The organism is Pseudomonas nitroreducens TX1, from assembly GCF_000313755.1.
Taxonomy (GTDB): domain Bacteria; phylum Pseudomonadota; class Gammaproteobacteria; order Pseudomonadales; family Pseudomonadaceae; genus Pseudomonas; species Pseudomonas nitroreducens_A.
In genome coordinates this window covers 23,525-48,593 of record NZ_AMZB01000116.1, presented here as the reverse complement: position 1 = coordinate 48,593, position 25,069 = coordinate 23,525, and the positions used below count along the sequence as shown (strand labels likewise).

The window sequence follows — 25,069 nt, the reverse complement described above, 5'->3', positions numbered from 1 at the left end:
GATGCCTGCCTGGAATGCAGCCTGGCGTGCCGAGGCGTTGCCGGAACTGGCGGCGCGCGACTGGGACCTGATCGTGGTCGGCGGCGGCATCACTGGCGCCGGCATCCTGCGCGAGGCGGCGCGGCGCGGCTGGCGCTGCCTGCTGATCGAGCAGCGCGACTTCGCCTGGGGTACCTCCAGCCGCTCGTCGAAGATGGTCCACGGCGGCTTGCGCTACATCGCCAAGGGCCAGTTCGGCCTGACCCGCGACTCGGTGCGCGAGCGCCAGCGCCTGCTGGGCGAGGCACCGGGGCTGGTCGATCCGCTGAGCTTCATCATGCCGCACTACCAGGGCGGCTTCCCCGGCCCGCGGGTGTTCGGCGCCCTGCTCTGGCTCTACGACGCGCTCGCGGGGCGGCGAAACCATCTGTTCCATCGCCTGGAAGAATTGCGCTACCTGGCGCCGGGGCTGAAGGAAAACCGCCTGCTGGGCGGCACCCGTTTCGAGGACGCGGTCACCGACGATGCACGCCTGGTGATGCGTGTGCTGGGCGAAGCGCGTGCCGAAGGCGGCGAAGCCCTGAACGGCTTGAAAGTGATCGAACTGGACCGCCGCGATGGTCGCATTCAGGGACTGGTCGCCGAGGACAGCGAGAGCGGCCAGCGCTTCAGTATCCGCGCCCGCGCCGTGGCCCTGGCCACCGGCGCCTGGGCCGATGCCTTGCGGCAGAAGCAAGGCAGCGAGCACATCCGCCCGCTGCGCGGCAGCCACCTGTTGCTGCCGGCCTGGCGCTTGCCGGTCGCCCACGCCTTCAGCTTCATGCACGGTCAGGACAAGCGTCCGGTGTTCGTCTTCCCCTGGGAGGGCGCGACCGTGGTCGGCACCACCGACCTCGACCATCGCGACACGCTGGACGATGATGCCGCCATCAGCCGCGAGGAAGTGGACTACCTGCTGGCGGCCTGCGCGCAGCAGTTCCCGTCTGCCCGGATCAGCTCGGCAGATGTGCTCTCCACCTGGGCCGGGGTGCGTCCGGTGGTCAGCGATGGCGCCCCAGTGCTCAGGCCGTCGGACGAGAAGCGCGAACATGCGCTGTGGGTCGAGCCCGGCTGCGTGACCCTGGCCGGCGGCAAGCTGACCACCTTCCGCCTGCTGGCGCTGGAAGTCCTGGCGGCCTGCGCGCCGATGCTGGAGCGCCCGCTGGAACCCGCCGGCGAGCAGGTCTTCGAACCGGTGGCAGACATCGACTTGCCAGGACTCACTGCGCCACAGAAGCGACGCCTGAGCGGTCGCCATGGCCGCGCGCTGCCGGAGCTGGCGAGGGCAATCAGAACCCTGGGCAGCGCATGCATCGGCAACACCGATTGTCTCTGGGCCGAGCTGGCTAGGGCGGCGGAAGGCGAACTGGTGTTGCACCTGGACGACCTGTTGCTGCGCCGTACCCGTATCGGCCTGCTGCTGGCCGATGGCGCAGCCGCCGAGCTGCCGAAGATCCGCGCACTGTGCCAGCCACGCCTGGGCTGGGACGACACGCGCTGGAAACGTGAGGAACAGGACTATCTGGCCTTGTGGCGTCGCTGCTACAGCCTGCCGCACTGACCGCGGCCCCATTGAACGAGAGCCCCATGGATAACAACAACTACCTGCTGGCCATCGACAACGGCACCCAGAGCGTGCGCGCGCTGCTCTTCGATCTCCAGGGCAACCTGGTGGGCAAGGGCAAGGTCGAGCTGGAAGCCTATTTCTCCTCGCAGCCCGGTTGGGCCGAGCAGCACCCGGAGTACTACTGGGAGCAGCTGGGCGAGGCCTGCAAGCGCCTGTGGGCCAGCGTGGACATCGACCGCAGGCGCATCCGTGGCGTCTCGCTGACGACCCAGCGCGGTACCGTGATCCACGTCGACGAAGCGGGTCGGGCCCTGCGCCCGGCGATCATCTGGCTGGACCAGCGCCGCGCCGAGCCGGGCGAATCGATCAAGGGCCCCTGGGGGTGGCTGTTCAAGCTGGTGGGCGCGCAGGGCGCGGTGGATTACTTCCGTACCCAGGCCGAAGTGAACTGGATCGCCCAGCAGCAGCCGGACATCCACCAGCGCACGCACAAGGTGCTGCTGCTCTCCGGCTTCCTCACCCAGCGTCTGTGCGGACGCTACGTGGATTCGGTGGCCTGCAGCGTTGCCTACCTGCCGTTCGACTACAAGAAGCTGCAATGGGCCGCGCCGCGCGACTGGAAGTGGCAGGCGCTGGACGTGCGCCGCGAGCAGCTGCCGGAGCTGTTCAAGCCCGGCGAGAAACTGGGCGAGATCACTGCCCAAGCCAGCCGCCTGACCGGCATTCCCGAAGGCCTGCCGCTGATCGCCGCCGGCGCCGACAAAGCCTGCGAAGTGCTCGGCGCCGGCGCCATCGATCCGACCGTGGCCTGCCTGTCCTACGGCACCACCGCGACCATCAACACCACCCGTTCACGCTATCTGGAGACCATCCCGCTGATCCCGCCGTACCCCGCGGCGATCCCCGATCACTTCAACACCGAGGTGATGATCTACCGCGGTTTCTGGATGGTCAGCTGGTTCAAGCGCGAGTTCGGCCTGCGCGAGATGCAACGCGCGCAGGAACTCGGCGTCGAGCCGGAAAAACTCTTTGACGAACTGGTCGACAGCGTGCCCGCCGGCTCCATGGGCCTGATGCTGCAACCCTACTGGACGCCGGGCATCCGCGAGCCGGGGCTGGAAGCCAAGGGCTCGATCATCGGCTTCGGTGACGTGCACACCCGCGCGCACATCTACCGCGCCATCCTCGAAGGCCTGGCCTACGCGTTGCGCCAGGGCAAGGAGCGTATCGAGAAGCGCTCCGGCACCCGCATCCAGCGCCTGCGCGTGGCCGGTGGCGGCTCGCAGAGCGATGCGGCGATGCAGCTCACCGCCGACATCTTCGGCCTGCCGGCAGAGCGTCCGCATGTCTACGAAGCTTCCGGCCTGGGTGCAGCCATCGATTGTGCGGTGGGGCTCGGCCTCTATCCGGACTTTACCCACGCCATCGCCGCCATGACCCGCGTCGGCGATGTCTTCCATCCGCGCCCCGAGGCGCAGCGCACCTACGAGCGGCTGTACAGCGAGGTCTACCAGCGCATGTACAAGCAGCTCAAGCCGCTGTACCAGAGCATTCGCGAGATCACCGGCTACCCGGCCTGATCCGCCGTTGAAGGTTGGCGAAATTTTCCCGCGCTACTCTGGGTCCATTAGTTGACGCTCAATGGATCACTCGCGAGGAAGCCGACCATGATGCAACCCAAGGCCCTATTGATCCTGCATGGCAAGCAAGCCGCCAACGAGGAGGTGCGCGCCGCTGTGCTGGCTGCGCGCGAGGCGGGGCAAACGCTCGACGTGAGGGTGACCTGGGAGGCGGGCGACGCCCGGCGCCTGGTGGAGGAGGGCTTGGCAGCGGGCTATACGACGCTGATTGCCGGCGGTGGAGACGGCACCGTGCGCGATGTCGCCGAGGCGTTGGCCCAGGCCGGTGGCAAGGCCAGCCTGGCGATCCTGCCGCTGGGCACCGCCAACGACTTCGCCCGTGCCGCCGGCGTGCCGCTGGAGCCAGCCGCTGCGCTGGCCCTGCTGGAGGTGCCGGCGCGGCCCATCGACCTGGGCGAGGTGGACGGGCAGATGTTCCTCAACATGGCCACCGGCGGCTTCGGCTCCAAGGTCACGGCCAATACTCCGGAAGACCTGAAGAAGCTGCTCGGCGGCGCGGCCTACCTGCTCACCGGCCTGACGCGCTTCTCCGAGGTGCATGCAGCGCAGGGCCGCTTCAGCGGCCCGGATTTCAGCTGGGAAGGGGAATTCCTCGCGCTGGGCATCGGCAACGGACGGCAGGCGGGCGGCGGACATGTGCTCTGTCCCCAGGCGGCAGCGGACGATGGATTGCTCGATGTGAGCATCCTGCCGACGCCGCAGGACATGGTCGGCACCCTCGGCGCGCTGCTGGGCGGTGGGCTTGGTACCCAGGACCTGTTCGTCCGTGCGCGCCTGCCGTGGATAGAGGTCGAGGCGCACGAGGGCCTGGACGTCAATCTCGACGGCGAGCCGCTGGAGGGGCCCAGGCTGCGCTTCGAGGTGCGCCCTGCGGCGATTTCCATGCATCTGCCAGCGGACTCGCCCTTGCTCTCGTCGACCCAGCGGCTCATGGGCGCGAACAGCTGATCGGCCTGGCCGTGACAGAGTAAGTCGTGCATGATGGCTCCGGGCCGGTATCTTGTTTCCAAACGGATGGCCGATAGCTTTCCCGCACGACTCATTCCGAATCTGGAGCAGGCATGGCCGGTATTCTCGACACTGTCGATCAACGCACCCAACTGGTAGGCGAGAACCGCCTGGAAATCCTGGTCTTCCGCCTGGCCGGGCGGCAGCAGTTCGCGATCAACGTGTTCAAGGTGCAGGAAGTGCTGCAACTGCCGCGCCTGACACTGATCCCGCAGCGCCACCCGATGATCTGCGGGGTGATCAACCTGCGCGGCCAGACCCTGCCGGTGATCGACCTGTCCCGCGCCATCGGCATGCGTGCGCTGACTCCGGATGCCAACAGCACCATCATCGTCACCGAGTACAACCGTTCGGTGCAGGCCTTCCTGGTGGGCGGGGTAGAGCGCATCCTCAACCTCAACTGGGAGTCGATCCAGCCGCCGCCCGGTGGCGCGGGCCGCCAGCACTACCTGACCGCGATCACCAAGGTGGAAGACCGCCTGGTGGAAATCATCGACGTGGAAAAGGTGCTCGCCGAGATCGTGCCGATGAACACCCGCGTCTCCAGCGACCGCCTGGACGACAAGCTGCTCAGCCAGACCCGTGGCCGCGAAGTGCTGGTGGTGGATGACTCCAGCGTGGCCATCTCCCAACTGCGCGACACACTCGGCCAGCTTGGCTTGCGTCTGCATGTTGCGACTGACGGCCTGCGCGCGCTGCAGCAGCTCAAGCGCTGGGCGGACGAAGGCAACGACATGGAAGAGAAGCTGCTGATGGTCTTCACCGACGCCGAGATGCCGGAAATGGACGGCTACCGGCTGACCACCGAGATCCGCAGCGACCCGCGCCTGCGAGACCTCTACGTGGTGCTGCACACCTCGCTGTCGGGCAGCTTCAACGATGCCATGGTGAAGAAGGTCGGCTGCGACGACTTCCTCTCCAAGTTCCAGCCGGACCAGTTGGTGGAAGTGGTGCGTCGGCGGTTGCAGAAAGTCCCCGCCTGATCCTCGCTCCTACAGGGAACAGCCGCTCCCGCTCTTGTAGGGGCAAGTCTCTTCTTCTGAAAGTTCGTGCCTGTATTCCCTCTCCCTGAAGGGAGAGGGAATGGGATCGCGGCCGGCTGAAACTGCAGCGTCACCCCGCTCGGACGGCTCCCTCTCCCTTCAGGGAGAGGGCGGGGGAGAGGGGCTCCCAGCGCAGATGTTTCCAGATTGGAGCGGAGCTTCTCCGCGAAGTCCCTTCTTCCTGCTCCGTCAGTGTCAGGCGTCTGTCTGGGCGACCCATGCCCGCCACCGCAATGCCCATTGCTAGTCGCACGTCCCACGCCGTATAAGGTCGCTTTCGCCTGCATGAAAGGACGCTTCCCATGTACAGCCTGAGCGCGCTCTACCGCTACCCGGTCAAATCCACCGCTTACGAGCCGCTGGAGTCCGTCCGCCTGGACGCGCTGGGCCTGGCAGGGGACCGACGCTGGCTGGTGGTAGAGGCCTCCAATGGCCGCTTCCTCACTCAGCGCCTGCTGCCGCAGATGGGCCGCATCGAGGCGCGCTGGCAGGACGATTTCGCCGCCCTGCGCCTGCGCGCGCCCGGCATGGATGACCTGCTGGTGAATGTGCCCGGCCGCGACGACAACCTGCGCGGCGTACTCATCTGGCGCGACATGCTGCAGGTGCCGGATGCCGGCGAAGCCGCCGCCCAGTGGCTGAGCACCTTCCTCGGTCGCGACGTGCGCCTGGTGCAGATGCCCGAGCAGCGCGCCCGGCAGGTCGACACCGCCTACGCCGAGCCCGGCGAGCGTGTGCATTTCGCCGACGGCTTCCCGCTGTTGCTGATCGGCCAGGGTTCGCTGGATGACCTGTCGGCCAAGGTCGGACGCCCGCTGGAGATGCTGCGCTTCCGCCCCAATCTGGTGGTCACTGGCGCCGAGCCTTTCGCCGAAGATGGCTGGAAGCGTATCCGCATCGGCGACGTCACCTTCAAGGTGGCCAAGCCCTGCTCGCGCTGCATCCTCACCACCATCGACCCGCATACCGGCGAGCGCGATGCCGCCCGCGAGCCGCTGGCGACCCTGCTGGGCTATCGCAACGTCAATGGCGAAGCGCTGTTCGGCCAGAACCTCATTGCCCTGAACAGCGGCGAGCTGAGTGTGGGCATGGACGTGGAAGTCCTGGAGTAGGTCCCGCCATCGGGACGCTACAGGTACTCAAGGCATACACCGTTCGTGAGTGTATGCCCTCTGCGCTTTACAGCTTGGCGTCGACGCAACCGGTGCTCTGGCACTCGCGCTCACGCTCGCGCAGGACCGCCAGGCGCTCATTGGTCTTGTCCACCGCGCACTGCAGGTTGACGAAGTAACCGCCGTCGCGCTCGTAGCTGCACTGGGCGTCGCGGTCCTTGATCCAGGCGATCTGGCTCTTCTTCAGCGCAGCCTTCTGGCCGTCGTTGAGCATCTTGCGCAGGGTGCCGAATTCATTGTTCAGCTCGCGGTCCACCTGGGCGTATTCGGTGCTCAGGCAGTACACGCTGTCGAAGGCGTTGCGCGGCTTCTCGCAGGCGGCCAGAACGAGGTCGGTGCTCAGCAGGCCGGCGGCGAGGACGGTGACGGAAAGCAGGGTCTTGCGCATGGGAATTTCCTTTTCCTTGAAGGGATGAAGACCGTCCGGCGGGTGCCGGGCGGGGGAGTGGATCAGAGTTCGTCGAAGAAGCGTTCGTGCCAGTCGACGATGGGCTGCGGTGCGTTGAGCTTCTGCCCGTAGATCACCGCGTAGGACAGCACATTCTGCACGTAGGAGCGGGTCTCATCGAACGGAATGGTCTCGACCCAGACGTCGAAGGCCAGGTGACGCGCATCCTTCAGCCACTGCCGTACGCGGCCGGGACCGGCGTTGTAGGCGGCGGTGGCGAGCACGCGGTTGCCGTTGAACTGGCCGTGCACCTGGCTCAGGTACGCGGCGCCGAGCTGGATGTTCACATCCGGCACGATCAATTGCTGCGGCGAGGCCAACGGGATACCGAATTTCTTCGAGGTTTCCTTGGCGGTGGCCGGCATCAGTTGCATCAGGCCGGTGGCGCCAACGCCGGAGCGCGCGTCGGACATGAAGGCGCTTTCCTGGCGGGTGATGGCGAATACCCAGCTGGAGTGCAGGCCTCGGTTGCGCGCCTCGCGCACCAGGGTGTTGCGGTAGGCCATGGGGAAGCGAATATCCAGGTCGTCCCAGTACTTGGCCTGGCTGATCGCGCGGATGGCCGGGAAGTACCACTGCATGTCGTAGGCGATCTTCGCCTGGGCCAGCAGCTCGTCGTGGCTCAGGTGGCGGGCAGCGTGGTACCACTCGCGGCGGGCGTTGATGATCTCGCCGCGGGCGTAGAACTCCAGGGCGCGGCGGGTGCTCGGCGCATTGCGCACGCGCTGCATCGTCGCCGCGTCCAGCGATACCGGGCGATTGTTCAGCTGGTAGGGGGCGTTGATCCGGTCGGCGGCAAGGAAACCATAGAAATCACGTTCGCCGGCCACCGGCTGGTACAGGTTGATGGCCTGCTTGTTCTGCGGCTGCGCCAGTTGCAGCGAGCGCGCCTGCCAGTATTTCCAGCGGTTGGTCTCGGCCAGCGACGGTGGCAGGGCGCGGGTCAGCTCATAGGCGTCTTCCCAACGGCCCAGCCGCAGCAACAGGCGCAGGCGCCATTCGGTGACGGTGTCGTCGCGCAGTTGCGGGTCGTACTTGACCATCATCGGCAGTGCGCGTGGGTCGTAGCGGCGCGCCAGACTCAGGCCGATCTCGCGGGCGATGGAGACTTTCTCGTCGCTGGAGAAGGGCAGCACCGAGCTGTAGTAGTCCAGCAGGTTGATGGCTTTTTCCGGGTCCTGCTTGGCCAGGCGGCGCAGACCGAGGCCGACCACGTCGGCGGTGGCGTGGTCGCGGGCGCCGAAACGCGTGGCCTGGCTCAGCTGCGAAGGGTTCTGCGCGACGTTGACCATCAACGCGCCCTGGCTGCCGAGGGTCGGCAGGCGCTTGGAGAGTACCGTGGCGAGGCTGTAGTTGCCTTTTTCGGCAGCCAGCTTCAGGCGTTTCCAGACCTTCTCCTCGGTAAGTTGGCCGTCGGCCTGCCACAGGGCGAAGGTAGTGTCGCAGGCATCGGGCTGCGGCTTGCCCACCAGCCAGAGCTTCTCGGCGGTGGCGTAGCCGTCGGCCTTGTTGCCATGGCCCAACAGATACTGGCCGTAGAGGCAGTCCAGTTCGGTGAAGTTCATCTTCGGGTCGTAATAACGGACGAAGGTGTTCCAGTCACCGCGGTCGGCGAGCTGGCGCATCCAGCGCAGCTTCAGCCAGTTGATCTGCGGCAGGTCGCCGTGTTGCTCGATGAACCGCTCGATCTCGGCGTTGCTGGCGCTTTTCAAACGGCTGGTCAGTTCGTCGTAGGCCAGGTACGGCTGCAGGGGATAATCGGCCAACGCCGACTGGTAGCTGAAGTACGGGCCGCTGTCGCCGCGCGCAAGGGCCTTCTGCGCCTCGTCGTACATCTGGCGCTGCTGGGGCAGGGACGCTGCGTTGGCTGTCGAGGCGGACAGGCTGAGGATCAGGCAGGAAAACAGGGAGAAAAGGCGACCGCGCATGGCTCTTCCGGGAAGATGATCGGTGGGCGCTGGAGGGCGCGCGCCCGCTGCCGGGTAGCTTAGCCTGTTGCGCGCAGGGGGTGAAAGCGCCACCAGGGCTGCCCGGCTCAAAGAGGGACGAATGTCTCGCCCTGGCACTTTGTCTGCACCCCTCTGACTTTTCCGCGCTTTCCCTTAAACTGCGCGCCCTGTTTGTGGAGATACCCAATGACCCTGCTCAAGTTAACCGACGTGTCCCTTGCCTTTGGCACCACTCCGCTGCTGGATAAGGTGTCCTGGCAGATCGGTCGCGGTGAGCGGGTCTGCATCATCGGCCGCAACGGCACCGGCAAGTCGAGCATGCTCAAGCTGGTCAAGGGCGAGCAGAAGCCCGATGACGGCGACATCTGGCGCGCGCCCTCGCTGAAGATCGGCGAGTTGCCGCAGGAATTGCCGCGCGCCGACGACCGTACCGTCTACGACGTGGTCGCCGAGGGCCTTGCCGAAGTCGGCGAGCTGCTGGCGCAGTACCACCACCTGAGCATGCACATCGAAAGCGAAGAGGACCTGAACAAGCTGGCGCGCGTCCAGCAGGACCTCGAAGCCCGCGACGGCTGGCGCCTCGGCCAGCTGGTGGATACCACCCTGAGCCGCCTGCAGCTGCCGGCGGACAAGACCCTCGCCGAGCTCTCCGGTGGCTGGCGCCGCCGCGTGCTGCTGGCCCAGGCGCTGGTGGCCGAGCCCGACCTGCTGCTGCTGGACGAACCGACCAACCACCTGGACATCGGTGCCATCGCCTGGCTGGAAAACGCTCTGGCGGATTTCCCCGGTGCCGTGCTGTTCATCACCCACGACCGCTCCTTCCTGCAGGCCGTGGCCACCCGCATCCTCGAACTGGACCGCGGCCACCTGATCGACTGGAACGGCGACTACGCCAGCTTCCTCGTGCATAAAGAGCAGGAGCTGGCGGCGGAAGAAGCGGCCAACGCACTGTTCGACAAGCGTCTTGCCCAGGAGGAAGTGTGGATTCGCCAGGGCATCAAGGCCCGTCGTACCCGTAACGAAGGCCGGGTGCGCGCGCTGAAGGCGATGCGTAACGAGCGTGCCGAACGCCGTGAGCGCCAGGGCAAGGCCAGCTTCCAGATGGAGACGGCCGAGAAGTCCGGCAAGCAGGTGATAGTCGTCGAGAAAGCCGGCTTCGCCCATCCGGGCGGCCCGGCGCTGATCCGTGATTTCTCCCTGGTGCTGCAGCGCGGTGACCGCATCGGCCTGCTCGGCGCCAACGGCACCGGCAAGACCACGCTGCTCAAACTGCTGCTGGGCGACCTGCAGCCGACTTCCGGCAGCGTCAAGGAAGGCACCCGACTGGAAGTGGCTTATTTCGACCAGCTGCGTCACCAGCTGGAGCCGGAAAAGACCGTTATCGACAACATTTCCGAAGGTCGCGAATTCATCACCATCAACGGGCAGAATCGCCACGTCCTCAGCTACCTGGGCGACTTCCTGTTCTCGCCGCAGCGCGCCCGTACCCCGGTGAAAGCGCTCTCCGGTGGCGAGCGGGCACGCCTGTTGCTGGCTAAGTTGTTCAGCAAGCCGGCCAACCTGCTGGTGCTGGACGAACCGACCAACGACCTGGACGTGGAAACCCTGGAGCTGCTGGAAGAGGTGCTGCTGACCTTCGACGGCACCGTACTGATGGTCAGCCACGACCGGGCCTTCCTCGACAACGTGGTGACCAGCACCCTGGTGTTCGAAGGCGAGGGGCGCGTGCGCGAATTCGTCGGCGGTTACCAGGACTGGCTGCGTCAGGGCGGCTCGCCCAAGTTGCTGGGCGTGGGTGAGGAGAAGGCCGACAAGCCTGCTGCTGCCCCCGCTCCCGAACAACCGGCGGTTGTGAGTGCGCCGGTGGAAGCCGCGCCGAAGAAGAAACTGAGCTACAAGCTGCAACGTGAACTGGAAGCCATCCCCGGGCAGATCGACGCACTGGAGGCAGAAATGGCCGCGCTGCAGGCAGAAACAGCGGCGCCGAATTTCTACCAGCGTCCGCCAAGCGAGGCGCAGGCGGTTCTGGATCGCCTGGGGTCGCTGCAAGGGGAGTTGGACCAACTGATCGAGCGCTGGGCCGAACTGGAAGAGTGATCCGTTCGGTCCGGTGATGTGCCCGTGCGTATCGCTGATCAAAGACTGTTGGGGACGGCCGAATGGCAATCGAGTACCGCATCACCCTGGATGATGAGCACGAGTTCAGTTACCGCATCGAGCTGGAGCGTCAGTACGACGCCCAGATAGCCGCCCAGACGCCACGCTGGACGCGCCTGGAGAACAACCGTTGCAGCAATTGCCCGCTGAACCCGGCGCAGCATAGCCACTGCCCGGCGGCGGTGGATCTGCACCGGGTGATCGAGGACTTCCGTGGTTTGCCGGCCTTCAAGAAGGTCACGGTGCAGGTGCGCACGCCTGAGCGCGAATACATCAAGCATGCGGGGCTGGAAGAGGGGCTGCGCGCGCTGCTCGGCGTGATCATGGCCACCAGCGCCTGCCCGCTGCTGGGCCGGCTCAAGCCGATGGCGCAGCAGCACCTGCCGTTCGCCAGCAACCAGGAGTTCATCCTGCGCGCGGTGTCGCTTTACCTGATGCGGCAGTATTTCAATTTCCGCGAGGGACGCCATGCGGACTGGGAGCTGAAGGGACTGGTAAAACAATTCCAGCAGTTGCAGCTGGTGAACCAGGCGTTCTGGCAGCGGATTCACGAGACCTGCGACGGAGACTCGAACCTGAAGGCCTTCCTCAGCTTCTTCTCCATGGCGTCGAGCATGAGCTATTCGCTGGAGGCGCAGTTGCAGAAGGTGCGGCCGTTGCTGATGAGCGGGGACATGCTCGGCGCCTGAAACGAAGCGGGCCCCTCGGGGCCCGCTGTCTGCTTGGGTTGGCTCAGCCGGTTTTCTGCAGGCGTACGGCGAGGACATCGCAGGGCGCACCGTGCAGCACGTCGTTGGCGGTGGAGCCCAGCAACAGGGCGAGACCGTGGCGGCCGTGGCTGCCGACGACGATCAGGTCGCAGTCCTGCTCATCGGCGAGACGGTGGATTTCCTGGCGCGGCTGGCCATAGACCAGGTGGCACTGGGAGCTGGTGATCTCGGCGTAGGTGAGGGTGAACTGGTGCAGGCGCTCCTTGGCCTGGTCGAATTGCTGCTGCTGCAACATCGACAGGTCCATCGGCACGTCGCCGCCGAAGGCCATGGCCATGGGCTCGACCACATGCACCGCCGAGAGCCGGGCATCGTTGGCCTTGGCCAGCGCGACCGCCCGTTTCATCACCGGATCGCATTCTTCGGTTAGGTCGACGGCGACCAGAATGTGTTGGTAGGGCATGAGCGTCTCCTCCGGGGGACTCGTTAGTAAACAGTATGGCCCCAATGGCCGTGCTTGACCTGTTTGACCGGTATAACCGATATGACTACCTGGATGGTAATTCTTCTCATCGCTCTGGTGCTAAGCCCGCTGACCTGGCTGATCCCGTCGCGCGGCCAGCGCGGGCAAATGAACCTGCGCCTGCAGGCGCGCCGCCTGGGTCTGGCCATGCAGATGGCGCAGCAGGAATGGCCGCACTGGCTGGAACGGCAGCCGCCGCGCCAGTGCGCGCAATACCATCGCGCCCGCGGCAAGAGCCGCGATGTCTGGTGCTACTGGCAGAGCGAACCAGGCGTCTGGCTGGACCGCTGGCGAGAAGCGAGCGCACCCGCCGAGCTGGCGCAGGCGCTGGCCCGCCTGCCGAAGGATGTCTACCTGGTCGAGGCGACGCCGCAGTTTCTCGCGCTGTACTGGGGCGAGCGCGGCGACAGTAGCGACCTCGAGCGGGTCGCCAGCTTCCTCAAGCAGCATGCGTGAGGCGATCAGCTCTGTTGCGCGGCATAGAGCCCGGAGACTTTCTCCAGGTCTTCGATGATGCGGTCGGAGTATTTGTTGATCAGGAAGGGCACGCTGTTCTGGTTGTAGTTCTGCAGCGACTTCTCGATGTAGCGCCACTTGATCGCCACGCCGCGTAGTTCCTGACCGATCTCCGGCGTGGTCTGCGGCGCCTGTTGCAGCTTCACCAGGTTGATCGCGAAGCGGTTGGCCAGGTCGTCCAGCGGGCGCTCCTCGCCGCCGCCGAAGAAGCTCGCGCCCACCGAAGCATTGCGCGAGGCGTAGTCCACCGCGATGTCCTGCATCAACAGGCTCTGCTCGCGGGTCTGCTGGGTCAGCGGCGGAACCTTGCTGCCGCTTTCCTCCTGAATCTTCATGTAGAGCTGCTCGGCGGTCTCCAGCAGCTTGCGGTTCTGCGCCGCGAGGTCGGCCACCGGCTGCAGATCGGTATAGCCGCTGCTGTCCAGCGCGCCGGTAAGCGTATGCAACTGGGTCGCATAGGCCTTCCACTCATCCTGCAACTCGGCTTTGAGCTTCTTCGATTCGTTGCCGGGCATTTCCCCGAGCTTGCCCAAGGCGCCGGCGGCGCTCTGCGACGAGGCCTCGACCATCTTGGCGTACTTCTGGTCGCCCTCCATCGCGTTGAACATGAAGAAGTCGCCGAGGCTGCGCTGGGCGGCGAGGCGCGTCTGGTGGACGTTGAGCAGGTCGCTGGCGGCGTCGGCGACAGCGATGAGGGGCAGGGCGGTGAGCGCGAGCGCAGACAGCAGACGCACGAGCGGACGGCTGGGCATCGTTCCAACTCCTTGGAGCCATGGGCTTCTTGTTGTTTTGTATTGCACAGGTTCCAGGCGTCTGCCGGCGTTGGCAGAAGGCAGATCGCCATTGCGCCCGACTCTAGCGCGGGCCATGGGGTTTGAACAGAGGGATTCAGGACGGCGGTGCCAGATGACAATTGTCACGATAGGCGTGGTGAATAGGGCATCAGGGCTGCGCTGAATGCTCCGGGCCAGACGCCCCGGCCGCTTTGCGACTGTTACGTCTCGCCGATTGACAAGCATTGGCTTTTGCTAGAAGGTGGGCGCACCCAAATCAAACGGGCGTATGAATCGATCATTTGCCACGTGCGAAGGATCCAACATAACGCCCCGGCTATCGCGTCGGCGGGTGTGCCGCAAGCTTTGGGACTAACCTCGGCACTGCCGAACGGTCCCGATACACGGTGTCCGACGTGTGATTTCAAGCTTCCCTAGCGTGGAGATCAGTTGATGATTTACCAAGGTAAAGCCATCACGGTTAAGGCTCTTGAGAGCGGCATCGTCGAACTGAATTTCGACCTCAAGGGCGAGTCCGTCAACAAGTTCAACCGACTCACCCTGAATGAACTGCGCCAAGCAGTCGATACCATCAAGGCCGATGCGTCCGTCAAGGGCGTGATCGTGACCAGCGGCAAGGGCGTGTTCATCGTCGGCGCCGACATCACCGAGTTCGTCGACAACTTCAAGCTGCCTGACGAAGAGCTGCTGGCCGGCAACCTCGAAGCCAACAAGATCTTCAGCGACTTCGAAGACCTGAACGTTCCGACCGTAGCCGCGATCAATGGCATCGCCCTGGGCGGCGGTCTGGAAATGTGCCTGGCTGCCGACTTCCGTGTCATGAGTGCCACCGCCAAGGTCGGCCTGCCGGAAGTGAAACTGGGCATCTACCCGGGCTTTGGCGGCACCGTGCGCCTGCCGCGTATCATCGGCTGCGACAACGCCGTCGAGTGGATCGCCTCGGGCAAGGAAAACAAGGCTGAAGACGCGCTGAAAGTCGGCGCCGTCGACGCCGTCGTGGCGCCGGAGCAGCTGCAAGCCGCCGCCCTGGACCTGGTCAAGCGCGCCATCGCCGGCGAGCTGGACCACAAGGCCCGCCGTCAGCCGAAGCTGGAAAAGCTCAAACTGAATGCCATCGAGCAGATGATGGCCTTCGAAACCGCCAAGGGCTTCGTTGCTGGCCAGGCCGGCCCGAACTACCCGGCTCCGGTCGAAGCCATCAAGTCGATCCAGAAAGCCGCCAACTTCGGCCGTGACAAGGCGCTGGAAATCGAAGCCCAGGGCTTCGTGAAACTGGCCAAGACCTCGGTTGCGCAGAGCCTGATCGGCCTGTTCCTCAACGACCAGGACCTGAAGAAGAAGGCCAAGCAGTACGACGAGATCGCCAAGGATGTGAAACTGGCGGCCGTTCTGGGCGCTGGCATCATGGGTGGCGGCATCGCCTACCAGTCCGCCTCCAAGGGCACTCCGATCCTGATGAAGGATATCCGCGAAGAGGGTATCCAGATGGGTCTGAACGAAGCCGCGAAGCTGCTGGGCAAGCGCGTCGAAAAAGGCCGCATGACCCCGGCCAAGATGGCCGAGGCGCTGAACGCCATTCGCCCGACCATGTCCTACGGCGACTTCGGCAACGTCGACATCGTCGTCGAAGCCGTGGTCGAGAACCCGAAGGTCAAGCAGATCGTTCTGGCCGAAGTTGAGGGCGTGGTGAAGGAAGATGCGATCCTCGCGTCCAACACCTCCACCATTTCCATCAGCCTGCTGGCCAAGGCCCTGAAGCGTCCGCAGAACTTCGTCGGCATGCACTTCTTCAACCCGGTGCACATGATGCCGCTGGTGGAAGTCATCCGTGGCGAGAAGTCCAGCGAAGAAGCCGTCGCCACCACCGTGGCCTACGCCAAGAAGATGGGCAAGAACCCCATCGTGGTGAATGACTGCCCCGGCTTCCTGGTCAACCGTGTGCTGTTCCCGTACTTCGGCGGCTTCTCCAAGCTGCTGGGCTTCGGTGTGGACTTCGTACGCATCGACAAGATCATGGAGAAGTTCGGCTGGCCCATGGGCCCGGCCTACCTGTCCGACGTGGTCGGCATAGACACCGGCCACCATGGCCGCGACGTGATGGCTGAAGGCTTCCCGGACCGCATGGCCGTGGAAGGCAAGACCGCTGTTGACGTGATGTACGACGCCAACCGCCTGGGCCAGAAGAACGGCAAGGGCTTCTACGCCTACGAGACCGACAAGCGCGGCAAGCCGAAGAAAGTCACCGATCCGCAGGCTTATGAGCTGCTGAAGTCCATCGTCACCGAGCAGCGCGAGCTGACTGACGAGGACATCATCAACTACATGATGATCCCGCTGTGCCTGGAAACCGTGCGCTGCCTGGAAGACGGCATCGTCGAGACCGCTGCCGAGGCCGACATGGGCCTGATCTACGGCATCGGCTTCCCTCCCTTCCGTGGCGGTGCCCTGCGTTACATCGACTCCATCGGTGTGGCCGAATTCGTCGCCCTGGCCGACAAGTACGCCGACCTGGGTGCGCTGTACCACCCGACCGCGAAGCTGCGTGAAATGGCCAAGAACGGCCAGAAGTTCTTCGGTTGAGTGCGCAACGAATAGAGCGAGAGTGAATTTATGAGCCTGAATCCGAGAGACGCCGTCATTGTCGACTTCGGCCGCACCCCGATGGGCCGTTCGAAGGGTGGCATGCACCGCAACACCCGCGCGGAGACCATGTCCGCGCACCTGATCAGCAAAGTCCTGGAGCGCAACCCGAAGATCGACCCGGCGGAAGTCGAGGACGTGATCTGGGGCTGCGTGAACCAGACCCTGGAGCAGGGCTGGAACATCGCGCGCATGGCGTCGCTGATGACCCAGATTCCGCACACCAGCGCCGGCCAGACCGTCAGCCGTCTGTGCGGCTCGTCCATGAGCGCCCTGCACACCGCCGTGCAGGCGATCCAGACCGGCAACGGCGACGTCTTCGTCATCGGCGGCGTGGAGCACATGGGCCACGTCGGCATGATGCACGGCGTCGATCCGAACCCGCACCTGTCGCTGTACGCCGCCAAGGCGTCCGGCATGATGGGCCTGACCGCCGAAATGCTGGGCAAGATGCATGGCATCACCCGCGAGGCGCAGGACAAGTTCGGCGTGCGCTCGCACCAGCTGGCCTGGAAAGCCACCCAGGAAGGCAAATTCAAAGACGAAATCATCCCGATGGAAGGCTATGACGAGAATGGCTTCCTGAAGGTGTTCGACTTCGACGAAACCATCCGCCCGGACACCACCCTGGAAAGCCTCGCTGCCCTGAAGCCGGCGTTCAACCCGAAAGGCGGCACCGTGACTGCGGGTACTTCCTCGCAGATCACCGACGGCGCTTCCTGCATGATCGTCATGAGCGCCCAGCGCGCCCAGGACCTCGGCGTGCAGCCGATGGCCGTGGTCCGTGCCATGGCCGTTGCGGGCGTTGATCCGGCGATCATGGGCTATGGCCCGGTTCCGTCGACCAACAAGGCGCTCAAGCGTGCCGGCCTGACCATCAACGACATCGACTTCTTCGAGCTCAACGAAGCCTTCGCCGCACAGGCCCTGCCGGTGCTGGAGGACCTCAAGATCCTCGACAAGATGGAAGAGAAGGTCAACCTGCACGGCGGCGCCATCGCCCTGGGTCACCCGTTCGGCTGCTCCGGTGCGCGTATCTCCGGCACCCTGCTGAACGTGATGAAGCAGAACGGCGGTACCCTGGGCGTGTCCACCATGTGCGTGGGTCTCGGCCAGGGCATCACCACCGTCTTCGAACGCGTCTAAGCTTTCGTCGATGGGAGAGCCGGGGCCTTGTGCCCCGGCTTTCGTTTTTGTCGGGTGGGGATTGCCCGACGACCTTGCAATGAGCACAATCGCCGCCTTTTGGCCGGCCAAGGGGAACCGACATGCGCTTGCAGCCCGGACTGTATCGACACTACAAGGGACAGCAGTACCGCGTGCTCGGCGTCGCCCGGCATTCGGAGACCGAGGAAGAGGTGGTGATCTACCAGGCGCTGTATGGTGAATTCGGCCTCTGGGTACGCCCGCTGAGCATGTTCACCGAAGCGGTGGAAGTGAACGGCGAACGGCTTCCGCGCTTCGCCCTGGTGAGCGCCGAAGACGATCCGCTGGGTCTTGCAACCGGCCCGTCCGGCGAAACCCAAGCTTGACCTTGGCGCGACCGCCACTATATATAGCGGTGCCGCTCCTAGCTCCTCCCTCCTTATAAATTCATCTTTTCGACGCAGGAATCTTCCGATCCATGGGTAAATCGCTGGTCATCGTGGAATCACCGGCCAAGGCCAAGACCATCAACAAGTACCTGGGCAACCAGTACGTGGTGAAGTCGAGCATCGGCCACATCCGCGACCTGCCCACCAGTGGCTCGTCCGCGTCGAAGGAGCCTGCGGCGAAAGCGCGCAAGACGGCTTCCGAAGCGCCGGCCCTGTCGCCCAAGGAGAAGGCCAAACGCCAGCTCGTCACCCGCATGGGCGTCGACCCGGAGCATGGCTGGAAGGCCAAGTACGAGATCCTGCCCGGAAAGGAAAAGGTGATCGAGGAACTGCGCCGCCTGGCCAAGGATGCCGACACCATCTATCTCGCAACCGACTTGGACCGCGAAGGGGAGGCCATTGCCTGGCATCTGCGCGAAGCCATCGGCGGCGACGACTCGCGCTACAAGCGCGTGGTCTTCAACGAAATCACCAAGAAGGCCATCCAGGAGGCCTTCTCCCAGCCCGGCGAGCTGGATATCAACCGCGTGAATGCCCAGCAGGCGCGCCGCTTCCTCGACCGCGTGGTGGGCTACATGGTTTCGCCGCTGCTGTGGGCCAAGATCGCCCGCGGCCTGTCCGCCGGCCGCGTGCAGTCGGTGGCGGTGAAGCTGGTGGTCGAGCGCGAGCGCGAAATCCGCGCCTTTATCCCGGAAGAGTACTGGGAAGTCCATGCCGATCTCGGCACGCCGAAAAACGACAAGGTCCGCTTCGAAGTGGTGCGCGAGAAGGGCGAAGCCTTCAAGCCGCTGAATGAGGCCCAGGCCACTGCTGCCCTGGAGAAGCTCAAGGCCTCCAGCTACAGCATCGCCAAGCGCGAAGACAAGCCGACTTCCAGCAAGCCTTCGGCGCCGTTCATCACCTCCACCCTGCAGCAGGCCGCGAGCAACCGCCTGGGCTTCGGCGTGAAGAAGACCATGATGATGGCCCAGCGTCTCTATGAGGCCGGCTACATCACCTATATGCGTACCGACTCGACCAACCTGTCGGCCGACGCCATCGACATGGTGCGCGGCTTCATCGACAGCGAGTTCGGCAAGAAGTACCTGCCGGCCAAGCCGAATTTCTACTCCAGCAAGGAAGGCGCCCAGGAAGCGCACGAAGCGATTCGTCCTTCCGACGTCAACCTGCGTCCGACCCAGCTGTCGGGCATGGAGCGCGACGCCGAGCGCCTGTACGACCTGATCTGGCGCCAGTTCGTAGCCTGCCAGATGCCGCCGGCCGAGTACCTGTCCACCACCGTCAGCGCCGCTGCCGGTGACTTCGAGCTGCGCGCCAAGGGCCGCATCCTCAAGTTCGATGGCTACACCAAGGTGCTGCCGCAGCAGAGCAAGCCGGGCGAGGACGACGTGCTGCCGGAAATGAACCAGGGCGATGCGATGAAGCTGCTCAAGCTCGACCCGAGCCAGCACTTCACCAAGCCGCCGGCGCGCTTCTCCGAAGCCAGCCTGGTCAAGGAGCTGGAAAAGCGCGGCATCGGCCGTCCGTCCACCTACGCGGCGATCATCTCCACCATCCAGGAGCGTGGCTACGTCACCACCCACAACCGCCGTTTCTACGCGGAAAAGATGGGTGACATCGTCACCGACCGCCTCAACGAGAGCTTCTCCAACCTCATGGACTACGGCTTCACCGCCGGCATGGAAGAGAACCTCGATGACGTGGCCCAGGGTGAGCGCGACTGGAAAAACGTGCTGGACGAGTTCTACGGCGACTTCCGCAAGAAGCTCGACCTGGCCGAAGCCTCCAACGATGGCATGCGCGCCAACCAGCCGACCCTGACCGACATCCCCTGCCGCGAGTGCGGCCGGCCGATGATGATCCGTACCGCCTCCACCGGCGTATTCCTCGGCTGCTCGGGCTATAGCCTGCCGCCGAAAGAGCGCTGCAAGGCGACCGTGAACCTGATTCCGGGCGACGAGATCGCCGCGGATGACGAGGGCGAATCCGAATCCCGCGTACTGCGTGGCAAGCACCGCTGCCCGATCTGCAGCACCGCGATGGACGCCTACCTGGTCGACGAAAAGCGCAAGCTGCACATCTGCGGCAACAACCCCGATTGCGCCGGCTACGAGATCGAGGAAGGCCAGTACCGCATCAAGGGTTACGAAGGCCCCAGCCTGGAGTGCGACAAGTGCGGCAGTGAAATGCAGCTCAAGACCGGCCGCTTCGGCAAGTTCTTTGGCTGCACCAACCCGACCTGCAAGAACACCCGCAAGTTGCTGAAGAATGGCGAGCCTGCGCCGCCGAAGATGGACGCCATCCGCATGCCGGAACTCAAGTGCGAGAAGGTGGACGACATCTACGTACTGCGTGACGGCGCTTCCGGCCTGTTCCTGGCCGCCAGCCAGTTCCCGAAGAACCGCGAGACCCGCGCTCCGCTGGTGGCCGAGCTGCTGCCGCACAAGGAGGAGCTGGATCCGAAGTACCATTTCCTGCTGTCCGCTCCGGCGAAAGACCCGGATGGCCGCCCGGCGGTGATCCGCTTCAGCCGCAAGACCAAGGAGCAGTACGTGCAGTCCGAAGTCGACGGCAAGCCCACCGGCTGGCGTGCGTTCTTCGACGGCGGCAAGTGGAAGGTCGAAGACAAGCGCTGATGGAAGGCGCGTCCCGCCAAGGCGGGGCGCGCTTATACTGCCGAAGTCGACTGCAGAGGGCCCGGTCATGGCGAACGAACTCTATACCCGCACCAACCAGAAGCTGTTCTTCGCCGGCCTTGCTCTGGAAGCCTGGCGCAACGCTGAAACCGCGCGTGCGATGAATGCCCAGGCGCGCATCCAGGCCGAGCGCGAAGCGGCGCTGTTCCATCTCTACGGAGCGGTGCTGGGCGTGGCTCATGAGATCGCCGGTTACTACCGCCTACCCCAGGCCGGTGCGCCGCGCGTCGATATGCTGCTCAATGCCGAGGTGCTGGCTGCAGCTCCAAGCCCGGAGCTGGCGGAGATGGTCGAACTGGCGCAATCGCCGGAGGCCTGGTTGGGGCGCCTGCTGGCGGCCTATGCCGCGCTGTTCCAGCCGCCGACCGAGCCGAAGAAAGCCAAGGTCGATCCGACCCAACCGTTGATCCAGGCGGTGAATGTCGACGACGAGGCGCCGGCCGAACTGGGCAATGATGAGCTGGAAGCCTGGCGTAAAGCCCTGAAGGACCTAGTGCTGCGTTTCCGCGCTTCGCTCACCGAGCTCTGATTCGCGCATCACTGTGCGCCGGCCTTCCGGTCGGTCCATGCAAGCTTTGGCTAGGGTGTAGCGGATGTGGCTGTTACACTACGCGTTCTGCTGTGGAGAACGTCGCTATGCCAACCTCATTTCTGGAAATTGTCGAGCTGCCTGACGGGCGTATCGTGCTGCGTCGTGCGGACGAGGAGGAGGCGCTGGTAACCCTGGAGTTTTCCGCCGATGCCAAGGGATTCCTGCAGGGGCAGCACATCGAGATCGCCAAGGCGATGTTCAATGTCGGTGTACAGATGGCCGGTCGTCTTGCAGAAGGCGGCGACATGAGCATGGACGAAGAAGGTCCGCGCGTCCTGCACTGAGTTCTGCTGTTTCGCTTCGCCGCGCTCGCGGCGAAGCTCCTCGATCAGATCATCCCAGACGAATATTCAGGCTCTGCGCCTGGCCGGCAAAGGCGGCGCGGGATAGCTGCGTGCGCGCCTTCGGGCTGAGGTTCAGCCAGCTCACTACGGTGTGGCTGTTGCCCAGGCGAAGCGCCTCGCAGGCCAGGGCCTGGGCGGATGCCTGATCGCGAGCGGGCAGCAGCAGGATGCCCTGACGGTTCAGGCCGGCCTTGCGCAGCCAGTCCGGGGTCAGGCTGGATGGCGGGGCGATCAGTGTCAGCCAGCGCGAGTCGCTTTCCTCGCTCAGTTCGCGGAGCATCGGCGCCAGCAACATCAGGCACTGGCCGGGGAGGCCGCGCAGGGCGATCTCGCTGAATGTGCTTTCGTCGGCGACGGGCTCTTCTTCCAATAGCTCCGGGAGCAAGGGAGCAGTACCGCTTGCCCAGAGTGCTTCCTGGAACAGCGGGAGTTGCGGCAGGTTCTGCGGCTGCGGGTACTGCATGGATGTCTCCTGTTCAGCGGCGGATCACGCCGACGCTCAAGCCTTCGATGACCAGTTCCTGTTCCTTGAGATCGACCTCGATGGGGGCGAACTCCGGGTTCTCGGCGAGCAACCAGACCTTGCTGCCTTCACGCTTGAAGCGCTTCACCGTGACCTCTTCACCCAGGCGGGCAACGACGATCTGGCCATTGCGCGCCTCACGGGTCACATGCACGGCGAGCAGGTCGCCATCCATGATGCCGACATCCTTCATGCTCTGGCCGCGTACGCGCAGCAGGTAGTCGGCCGGCGGGTTGAAGAAGGTGGGGTTGATCCGGCAGGTGTCGTCGACGTTCTGTTCGGCGAGGATCGGCGCGCCGGCGGCGACGCGGCCGATAATCGGCAGTTCGTCGTCATTGGCGGCGGCCTTGGGCTCGAAGCCGGGAATGCGGATGCCGCGGGAGGCGCCTGGGGTCATCTCGATGGCGCCTTTGCGGGCGAGGGCTTTCAGGTGCTCCTCGGCGGCGTTGGGCGACTTGAAGCCGAGTTCCTGGGCGATTTCCGCGCGGGTAGGCGGGTAGCCGTTCGCTTCCAGGCAGCGTTTGATGAAGGCGAGGATCTCGGCTTGGCGCGGCGTGAGCTTCAGCATGTCCATACTCTGGCTTTTTATACAGTGACTGGAATTATATACAGTGATGGCCGGCTGGCAATGCTTTTATTGGTCGCGGCTGTCGGTGGAGCGTTCGCGCATGTAACCTTTTGATCTTGGCAGGCGTCTTGCTGTACAGAAGGTGTCTCGTCGCATTGCCATGATATTGGTAACAATCCATCGCACTTTGCTTGACAATACAAGACGCTGAAACGTATGTTTCAAACAAGTGTTTGTCAGGCGGAGTAGCCATGGCCCAGTCGGAAACCGTCGAACGCATCCTGGATGCTGCGGAACAGCTGTTCGCGGAGAAAGGCTTCGCCGAAACCTCCCTGCGTCTGATCACCAGCAAGGCGGGGGTGAACCTCGCGGCGGTGAACTATCACTTCGGCTCGAAGAAGGCGCTGATCCAGGCGGTCTTCTCGCGCTTCCTCGGTCCGTTCTGCGCCAGCCTCGAAAAGGAGCTGGATCGCCGCCAGGCCAAGCCCGATGCGCCGCGCGCAACCCTCGAAGAGCTGCTGGAGCTGCTCGTGGTCCAGGCCATGGCGGTGAAGCCGCGCAGCGGCAACGACCTGTCCATCTTCATGCGCTTGCTGGGCCTGGCGTTCAGCCAGAGCCAGGGGCACCTGCGCAAATACCTCGAAGAGGTCTACGGCAAGGTATTCCGCCGCTACATGCTGCTGGTCCATGAATCCGCGCCGCGCCTGCCGCCGCTGGAGCTGTTCTGGCGGGTGCACTTCATGCTGGGTACTGCGGTGTTCAGCATGTCCGGCATCAAGGCGCTGCGCGCCATGGCCGAAAACGATTTCGGCGTGAACACTTCCATCGAGCAGGTAATGCGCCTGATGGTGCCGTTCCTTGCTGCCGGCATGCGCGCGGATAGCGGTGTGAGCGATCCATCGCTGGCCGGTGCCCAGCTCAAGCCACGCACCAAGTCGAGCGCCGCACAGGCTCCCGCCAAGGTCTGATGCGGGCCCGGCTTCGCGCTGGGCTGCGCCGGCCCGATCGGCTACAGTAGCCGGCCATGGCCGATCTTGATCTTCTCCATATCTCCCTTGCTGACCAGATGCTCTACGGTTTTGCCGCTGGGCGTCTTGCCGTGCGTGTTCCGGTATCCAGCGCCGCCAACGGCGCGGGGGAGCGCAACGGATCCGGCTGCACGCCGTGCGGTTTGCATCAGGTCCGTGCACGTATTGGCGAGGATTTGCCCAAAGGTGCGGTCCTGAGGGGGCGACGCTGGACCGGCGAGACGTGGACGGCCGAGCTTCACGAGGCCTTTCCCGGCCGCGACTGGATCCTCTCGCGCATCCTCTGGCTCAGCGGCTGCGAGCCGGGGCGCAACCGGATGGGGGAGGTCGATACTTTCCGCCGCTACATCTACCTGCACGGCGCGCCCGACTGCGAGCCCATGGGCGTGCCGCTGTCCCACGGCTGTATCCGCCTGCGCAATGACGACCTGCTGGAACTCTTCCCGCGGGTGCCGCTCCATTGCCGGGTCCGAATCGAAGAGGCCGCCTGTCCCGATTGGCAGGCGGCGCAACTGAATTGAAAGGAATGCACATGCAAGGCTCCCTGATGCTCGACATCGGCGGCACCTGGCTGACCGCCGAGGACCGCCAGATCCTGCGCCACCCGGAAGTCGGTGGCCTGATCATCTTCGCCCGCAACATCGAATCGCCGCGCCAGGTGCGCGAGCTGATGACGTCCATTCGCGCGGTGCGTCCCGACCTGCTGCTGGCGGTGGACCAGGAAGGCGGTCGCGTACAACGCCTGCGCCAGGGTTTTCTGCGCCTGCCGGCGATGCGTGCCATCGCTGACAATGCCAATGCCGAGCGGCTGGCCGAGCAATGTGGCTGGTTGATGGCAACCGAAGTGCTGGCGGTTGGGCTCGACCTGAGCTTTGCCCCGGTGCTGGATCTGGATCATCAACGCAGCGCCGTAGTTGGCAGCCGCGCGTTCGAAGGCAATCCAGAGCGTGCCGTCACACTGGCGGGTGCGTTCATCCGCGGCATGCGCGCCGCCGGCATGGCTTCCACCGGCAAACACTTCCCCGGCCACGGCTGGGCCGAAGTCGATTCCCATGTCGGCATTCCGGAGGACGAGCGTACGCTGGAGCAGATCCGAGCCGTGGACCTGGTGCCGTTCCAGCGCTTGTCCGGCGAGCTGGATGCGCTGATGCCGGCCCATGTGATCTACCCGCAGGTCGATCCGAACCCCGCCGGCTTCTCTCGCCGCTGGTTGCAGGACATCCTGCGCGGCGAGCTGGGCTTCGACGGCGTGATCTTCAGTGATGACCTGTCCATGGCCGGAGCCCACGTGGTCGGGGATGCCGCCAACCGCATCGAGGCCGCGCTGAGCGCCGGTTGCGACATGGGCCTGGTGTGCAACGACCGCGCCTCCGCCGAGCTGGCCCTGGGCGCCCTGCAGCGCCTCAAGGTGACTGCCCCACAGCGCCTGCAGCGCATGCGCGCCAAGGCCTGGCCGGGCACCGAATACAAGCAGCTGCCGCGCTGGCAACAAGCCGTCGGCGAACTGCGCGCCGCTCAACTGATCGACTAAGGATTTG

General features: G+C 64.8%; 23 protein-coding genes. 17 read left to right on the top strand and 6 right to left on the bottom strand.

Annotation, left to right across the window (positions count from 1 at the left end; genetic code table 11):
• The first annotated feature begins 1 nt into the window (after position 1).
• The 5 genes from C167_RS0116030 (at position 2) to C167_RS0116010 (ending at position 6,388) form a co-directional block, all read left to right on the top strand.
• Positions 2 to 1,579: a glycerol-3-phosphate dehydrogenase/oxidase gene (locus tag C167_RS0116030; protein ID WP_017519299.1), complete on the top strand. Its 1,578-nt coding sequence runs from the start codon at positions 2 to 4 to the stop codon at positions 1,577 to 1,579.
• A 26-nt stretch (positions 1,580 to 1,605) separates the two neighbouring features.
• Positions 1,606 to 3,165 (top strand): FGGY-family carbohydrate kinase, encoded by a 1,560-nt coding sequence (locus C167_RS0116025; RefSeq protein ID WP_017519298.1) that lies wholly within the window; start codon positions 1,606 to 1,608, stop codon positions 3,163 to 3,165.
• Positions 3,166 to 3,252: 87 nt separating this feature from the next.
• Entirely contained in the window at positions 3,253 to 4,173 is a 921-nt protein-coding gene (gene yegS / locus C167_RS0116020) for a lipid kinase YegS (protein WP_017519297.1), read from the top strand.
• A gap of 113 nt (positions 4,174 to 4,286) precedes the next feature.
• Positions 4,287 to 5,216, top strand: coding sequence for a chemotaxis protein CheV (locus tag C167_RS0116015; RefSeq protein WP_017519296.1), 930 nt, complete (start codon positions 4,287 to 4,289; stop codon positions 5,214 to 5,216).
• A 362-nt stretch (positions 5,217 to 5,578) separates the two neighbouring features.
• Positions 5,579 to 6,388 (top strand): MOSC domain-containing protein, encoded by an 810-nt coding sequence (locus tag C167_RS0116010; RefSeq protein ID WP_017519295.1) that lies wholly within the window; start codon positions 5,579 to 5,581, stop codon positions 6,386 to 6,388.
• Between the two features lie 67 nt (positions 6,389 to 6,455).
• Here the strand turns inward: C167_RS0116010 and C167_RS0116005 are convergent, their stop codons facing one another.
• Positions 6,456 to 6,836 carry a lysozyme inhibitor LprI family protein gene (locus tag C167_RS0116005; protein ID WP_017519294.1) on the bottom strand — a complete coding sequence of 127 codons (381 nt, stop codon included), beginning with the start codon at positions 6,834 to 6,836 and terminating at the stop codon, positions 6,456 to 6,458.
• Positions 6,837 to 6,898: 62 nt separating this feature from the next.
• The gene (locus C167_RS0116000; RefSeq protein ID WP_017519293.1) at positions 6,899 to 8,824 is read right to left on the bottom strand and encodes a transglycosylase SLT domain-containing protein; all 1,926 of its coding nucleotides are present in this window, start codon (positions 8,822 to 8,824) and stop codon (positions 6,899 to 6,901) included.
• 207 nt (positions 8,825 to 9,031) lie between these two features.
• On the opposite strand from C167_RS0116000, the gene C167_RS0115995 reads away from it, so the two are divergent.
• Positions 9,032 to 10,942: an ATP-binding cassette domain-containing protein gene (locus C167_RS0115995; protein WP_017519292.1), complete on the top strand. Its 1,911-nt coding sequence runs from the start codon at positions 9,032 to 9,034 to the stop codon at positions 10,940 to 10,942.
• 62 nt (positions 10,943 to 11,004) lie between these two features.
• The gene (locus C167_RS0115990; RefSeq protein ID WP_017519291.1) at positions 11,005 to 11,691 is read left to right on the top strand and encodes a DUF6901 family protein; all 687 of its coding nucleotides are present in this window, start codon (positions 11,005 to 11,007) and stop codon (positions 11,689 to 11,691) included.
• A 43-nt stretch (positions 11,692 to 11,734) separates the two neighbouring features.
• Here the strand turns inward: C167_RS0115990 and C167_RS0115985 are convergent, their stop codons facing one another.
• Positions 11,735 to 12,175: a universal stress protein gene (locus C167_RS0115985; protein WP_017519290.1), complete on the bottom strand. Its 441-nt coding sequence runs from the start codon at positions 12,173 to 12,175 to the stop codon at positions 11,735 to 11,737.
• An 81-nt stretch (positions 12,176 to 12,256) separates the two neighbouring features.
• On the opposite strand from C167_RS0115985, the gene C167_RS0115980 reads away from it, so the two are divergent.
• Positions 12,257 to 12,691 (top strand): hypothetical protein, encoded by a 435-nt coding sequence (locus C167_RS0115980; protein ID WP_026079099.1) that lies wholly within the window; start codon positions 12,257 to 12,259, stop codon positions 12,689 to 12,691.
• 5 nt (positions 12,692 to 12,696) lie between these two features.
• On the opposite strand, the gene C167_RS0115975 is transcribed toward C167_RS0115980, so the two are convergent.
• A complete protein-coding gene (locus tag C167_RS0115975) occupies positions 12,697 to 13,503 on the bottom strand; it encodes a hypothetical protein (protein WP_017519288.1) in 807 nt (268 codons plus the stop codon).
• A 474-nt stretch (positions 13,504 to 13,977) separates the two neighbouring features.
• Here C167_RS0115975 and fadB point away from each other — a divergent pair, with 474 nt between their 5' ends.
• The 6 genes from fadB (at position 13,978) to C167_RS0115945 (ending at position 21,352) form a co-directional block, all read left to right on the top strand.
• The gene (gene fadB, locus C167_RS0115970; RefSeq protein ID WP_017519287.1) at positions 13,978 to 16,125 is read left to right on the top strand and encodes a fatty acid oxidation complex subunit alpha FadB; all 2,148 of its coding nucleotides are present in this window, start codon (positions 13,978 to 13,980) and stop codon (positions 16,123 to 16,125) included.
• 30 nt (positions 16,126 to 16,155) lie between these two features.
• Positions 16,156 to 17,331, top strand: coding sequence for an acetyl-CoA C-acyltransferase FadA (gene fadA / locus C167_RS0115965; RefSeq protein WP_017519286.1), 1,176 nt, complete (start codon positions 16,156 to 16,158; stop codon positions 17,329 to 17,331).
• A 122-nt stretch (positions 17,332 to 17,453) separates the two neighbouring features.
• On the top strand, positions 17,454 to 17,717 hold the full coding sequence (locus tag C167_RS0115960) for a DUF1653 domain-containing protein (RefSeq protein WP_017519285.1): 264 nt from the start codon (positions 17,454 to 17,456) through the stop codon (positions 17,715 to 17,717).
• A gap of 92 nt (positions 17,718 to 17,809) precedes the next feature.
• Positions 17,810 to 20,416 (top strand): type I DNA topoisomerase, encoded by a 2,607-nt coding sequence (gene topA / locus C167_RS0115955; protein ID WP_017519284.1) that lies wholly within the window; start codon positions 17,810 to 17,812, stop codon positions 20,414 to 20,416.
• A gap of 67 nt (positions 20,417 to 20,483) precedes the next feature.
• On the top strand, positions 20,484 to 21,005 hold the full coding sequence (locus tag C167_RS0115950; protein ID WP_017519283.1) for a DUF6586 family protein: 522 nt from the start codon (positions 20,484 to 20,486) through the stop codon (positions 21,003 to 21,005).
• A 107-nt stretch (positions 21,006 to 21,112) separates the two neighbouring features.
• A complete protein-coding gene (locus C167_RS0115945) occupies positions 21,113 to 21,352 on the top strand; it encodes a hypothetical protein (RefSeq protein ID WP_017519282.1) in 240 nt (79 codons plus the stop codon).
• Between the two features lie 49 nt (positions 21,353 to 21,401).
• Here the strand turns inward: C167_RS0115945 and sulA are convergent, their stop codons facing one another.
• Together sulA and lexA are read right to left on the bottom strand one after the other, a co-directional pair.
• Complete coding sequence (gene sulA, locus C167_RS0115940) at positions 21,402 to 21,875, bottom strand: SOS-induced cell division inhibitor SulA (protein WP_017519281.1); 474 nt, start codon at positions 21,873 to 21,875, stop codon at positions 21,402 to 21,404.
• A 13-nt stretch (positions 21,876 to 21,888) separates the two neighbouring features.
• On the bottom strand, positions 21,889 to 22,503 hold the full coding sequence (gene lexA / locus C167_RS0115935) for a transcriptional repressor LexA (protein ID WP_026079098.1): 615 nt from the start codon (positions 22,501 to 22,503) through the stop codon (positions 21,889 to 21,891).
• Positions 22,504 to 22,754: 251 nt separating this feature from the next.
• Here lexA and C167_RS0115930 point away from each other — a divergent pair, with 251 nt between their 5' ends.
• From C167_RS0115930 to nagZ, 3 genes are read left to right on the top strand one after another with little or no spacing between them, the layout of a single operon-like run.
• Positions 22,755 to 23,471: a TetR/AcrR family transcriptional regulator gene (locus C167_RS0115930; RefSeq protein ID WP_017519280.1), complete on the top strand. Its 717-nt coding sequence runs from the start codon at positions 22,755 to 22,757 to the stop codon at positions 23,469 to 23,471.
• A 56-nt stretch (positions 23,472 to 23,527) separates the two neighbouring features.
• Entirely contained in the window at positions 23,528 to 24,052 is a 525-nt protein-coding gene (locus tag C167_RS0115925; protein WP_017519279.1) for a L,D-transpeptidase, read from the top strand.
• A gap of 11 nt (positions 24,053 to 24,063) precedes the next feature.
• Entirely contained in the window at positions 24,064 to 25,062 is a 999-nt protein-coding gene (gene nagZ, locus C167_RS0115920) for a beta-N-acetylhexosaminidase (RefSeq protein WP_017519278.1), read from the top strand.
• The last annotated feature ends 7 nt before the right edge of the window (positions 25,063 to 25,069 follow it).

Excerpts from the sequence above, each read along its gene's own strand:
- C167_RS0115995 (WP_017519292.1), top strand. The coding sequence starts at position 9,032 with ATGACCCTGCTCAAGTTAACCGACGTGTCCCTTGCCTTTGGCACCACT.
- C167_RS0116010 (WP_017519295.1), top strand. The coding sequence starts at position 5,579 with ATGTACAGCCTGAGCGCGCTCTACCGCTACCCGGTCAAATCCACCGCT.
- C167_RS0115990 (WP_017519291.1), top strand. The coding sequence starts at position 11,005 with ATGGCAATCGAGTACCGCATCACCCTGGATGATGAGCACGAGTTCAGT.
- C167_RS0115950 (WP_017519283.1), top strand. The coding sequence starts at position 20,484 with ATGGCGAACGAACTCTATACCCGCACCAACCAGAAGCTGTTCTTCGCC.
- C167_RS0116000 (WP_017519293.1), bottom strand. The coding sequence starts at position 8,824 with ATGCGCGGTCGCCTTTTCTCCCTGTTTTCCTGCCTGATCCTCAGCCTG.
- C167_RS0116030 (WP_017519299.1), top strand. The coding sequence starts at position 2 with ATGCCTGCCTGGAATGCAGCCTGGCGTGCCGAGGCGTTGCCGGAACTG.
- nagZ (WP_017519278.1), top strand. The coding sequence starts at position 24,064 with ATGCAAGGCTCCCTGATGCTCGACATCGGCGGCACCTGGCTGACCGCC.
- C167_RS0115945 (WP_017519282.1), top strand. The coding sequence starts at position 21,113 with ATGCCAACCTCATTTCTGGAAATTGTCGAGCTGCCTGACGGGCGTATC.
- C167_RS0116005 (WP_017519294.1), bottom strand. The coding sequence starts at position 6,836 with ATGCGCAAGACCCTGCTTTCCGTCACCGTCCTCGCCGCCGGCCTGCTG.
- C167_RS0115985 (WP_017519290.1), bottom strand. The coding sequence starts at position 12,175 with ATGCCCTACCAACACATTCTGGTCGCCGTCGACCTAACCGAAGAATGC.
- lexA (WP_026079098.1), bottom strand. The coding sequence starts at position 22,503 with ATGCTGAAGCTCACGCCGCGCCAAGCCGAGATCCTCGCCTTCATCAAA.
- C167_RS0115975 (WP_017519288.1), bottom strand. The coding sequence starts at position 13,503 with ATGCCCAGCCGTCCGCTCGTGCGTCTGCTGTCTGCGCTCGCGCTCACC.
- C167_RS0115980 (WP_026079099.1), top strand. The coding sequence starts at position 12,257 with ATGACTACCTGGATGGTAATTCTTCTCATCGCTCTGGTGCTAAGCCCG.
- topA (WP_017519284.1), top strand. The coding sequence starts at position 17,810 with ATGGGTAAATCGCTGGTCATCGTGGAATCACCGGCCAAGGCCAAGACC.
- fadB (WP_017519287.1), top strand. The coding sequence starts at position 13,978 with ATGATTTACCAAGGTAAAGCCATCACGGTTAAGGCTCTTGAGAGCGGC.
- C167_RS0116015 (WP_017519296.1), top strand. The coding sequence starts at position 4,287 with ATGGCCGGTATTCTCGACACTGTCGATCAACGCACCCAACTGGTAGGC.
- C167_RS0115960 (WP_017519285.1), top strand. The coding sequence starts at position 17,454 with ATGCGCTTGCAGCCCGGACTGTATCGACACTACAAGGGACAGCAGTAC.
- yegS (WP_017519297.1), top strand. The coding sequence starts at position 3,253 with ATGATGCAACCCAAGGCCCTATTGATCCTGCATGGCAAGCAAGCCGCC.
- C167_RS0115925 (WP_017519279.1), top strand. The coding sequence starts at position 23,528 with ATGGCCGATCTTGATCTTCTCCATATCTCCCTTGCTGACCAGATGCTC.
- C167_RS0115930 (WP_017519280.1), top strand. The coding sequence starts at position 22,755 with ATGGCCCAGTCGGAAACCGTCGAACGCATCCTGGATGCTGCGGAACAG.
- fadA (WP_017519286.1), top strand. The coding sequence starts at position 16,156 with ATGAGCCTGAATCCGAGAGACGCCGTCATTGTCGACTTCGGCCGCACC.
- sulA (WP_017519281.1), bottom strand. The coding sequence starts at position 21,875 with ATGCAGTACCCGCAGCCGCAGAACCTGCCGCAACTCCCGCTGTTCCAG.
- C167_RS0116025 (WP_017519298.1), top strand. The coding sequence starts at position 1,606 with ATGGATAACAACAACTACCTGCTGGCCATCGACAACGGCACCCAGAGC.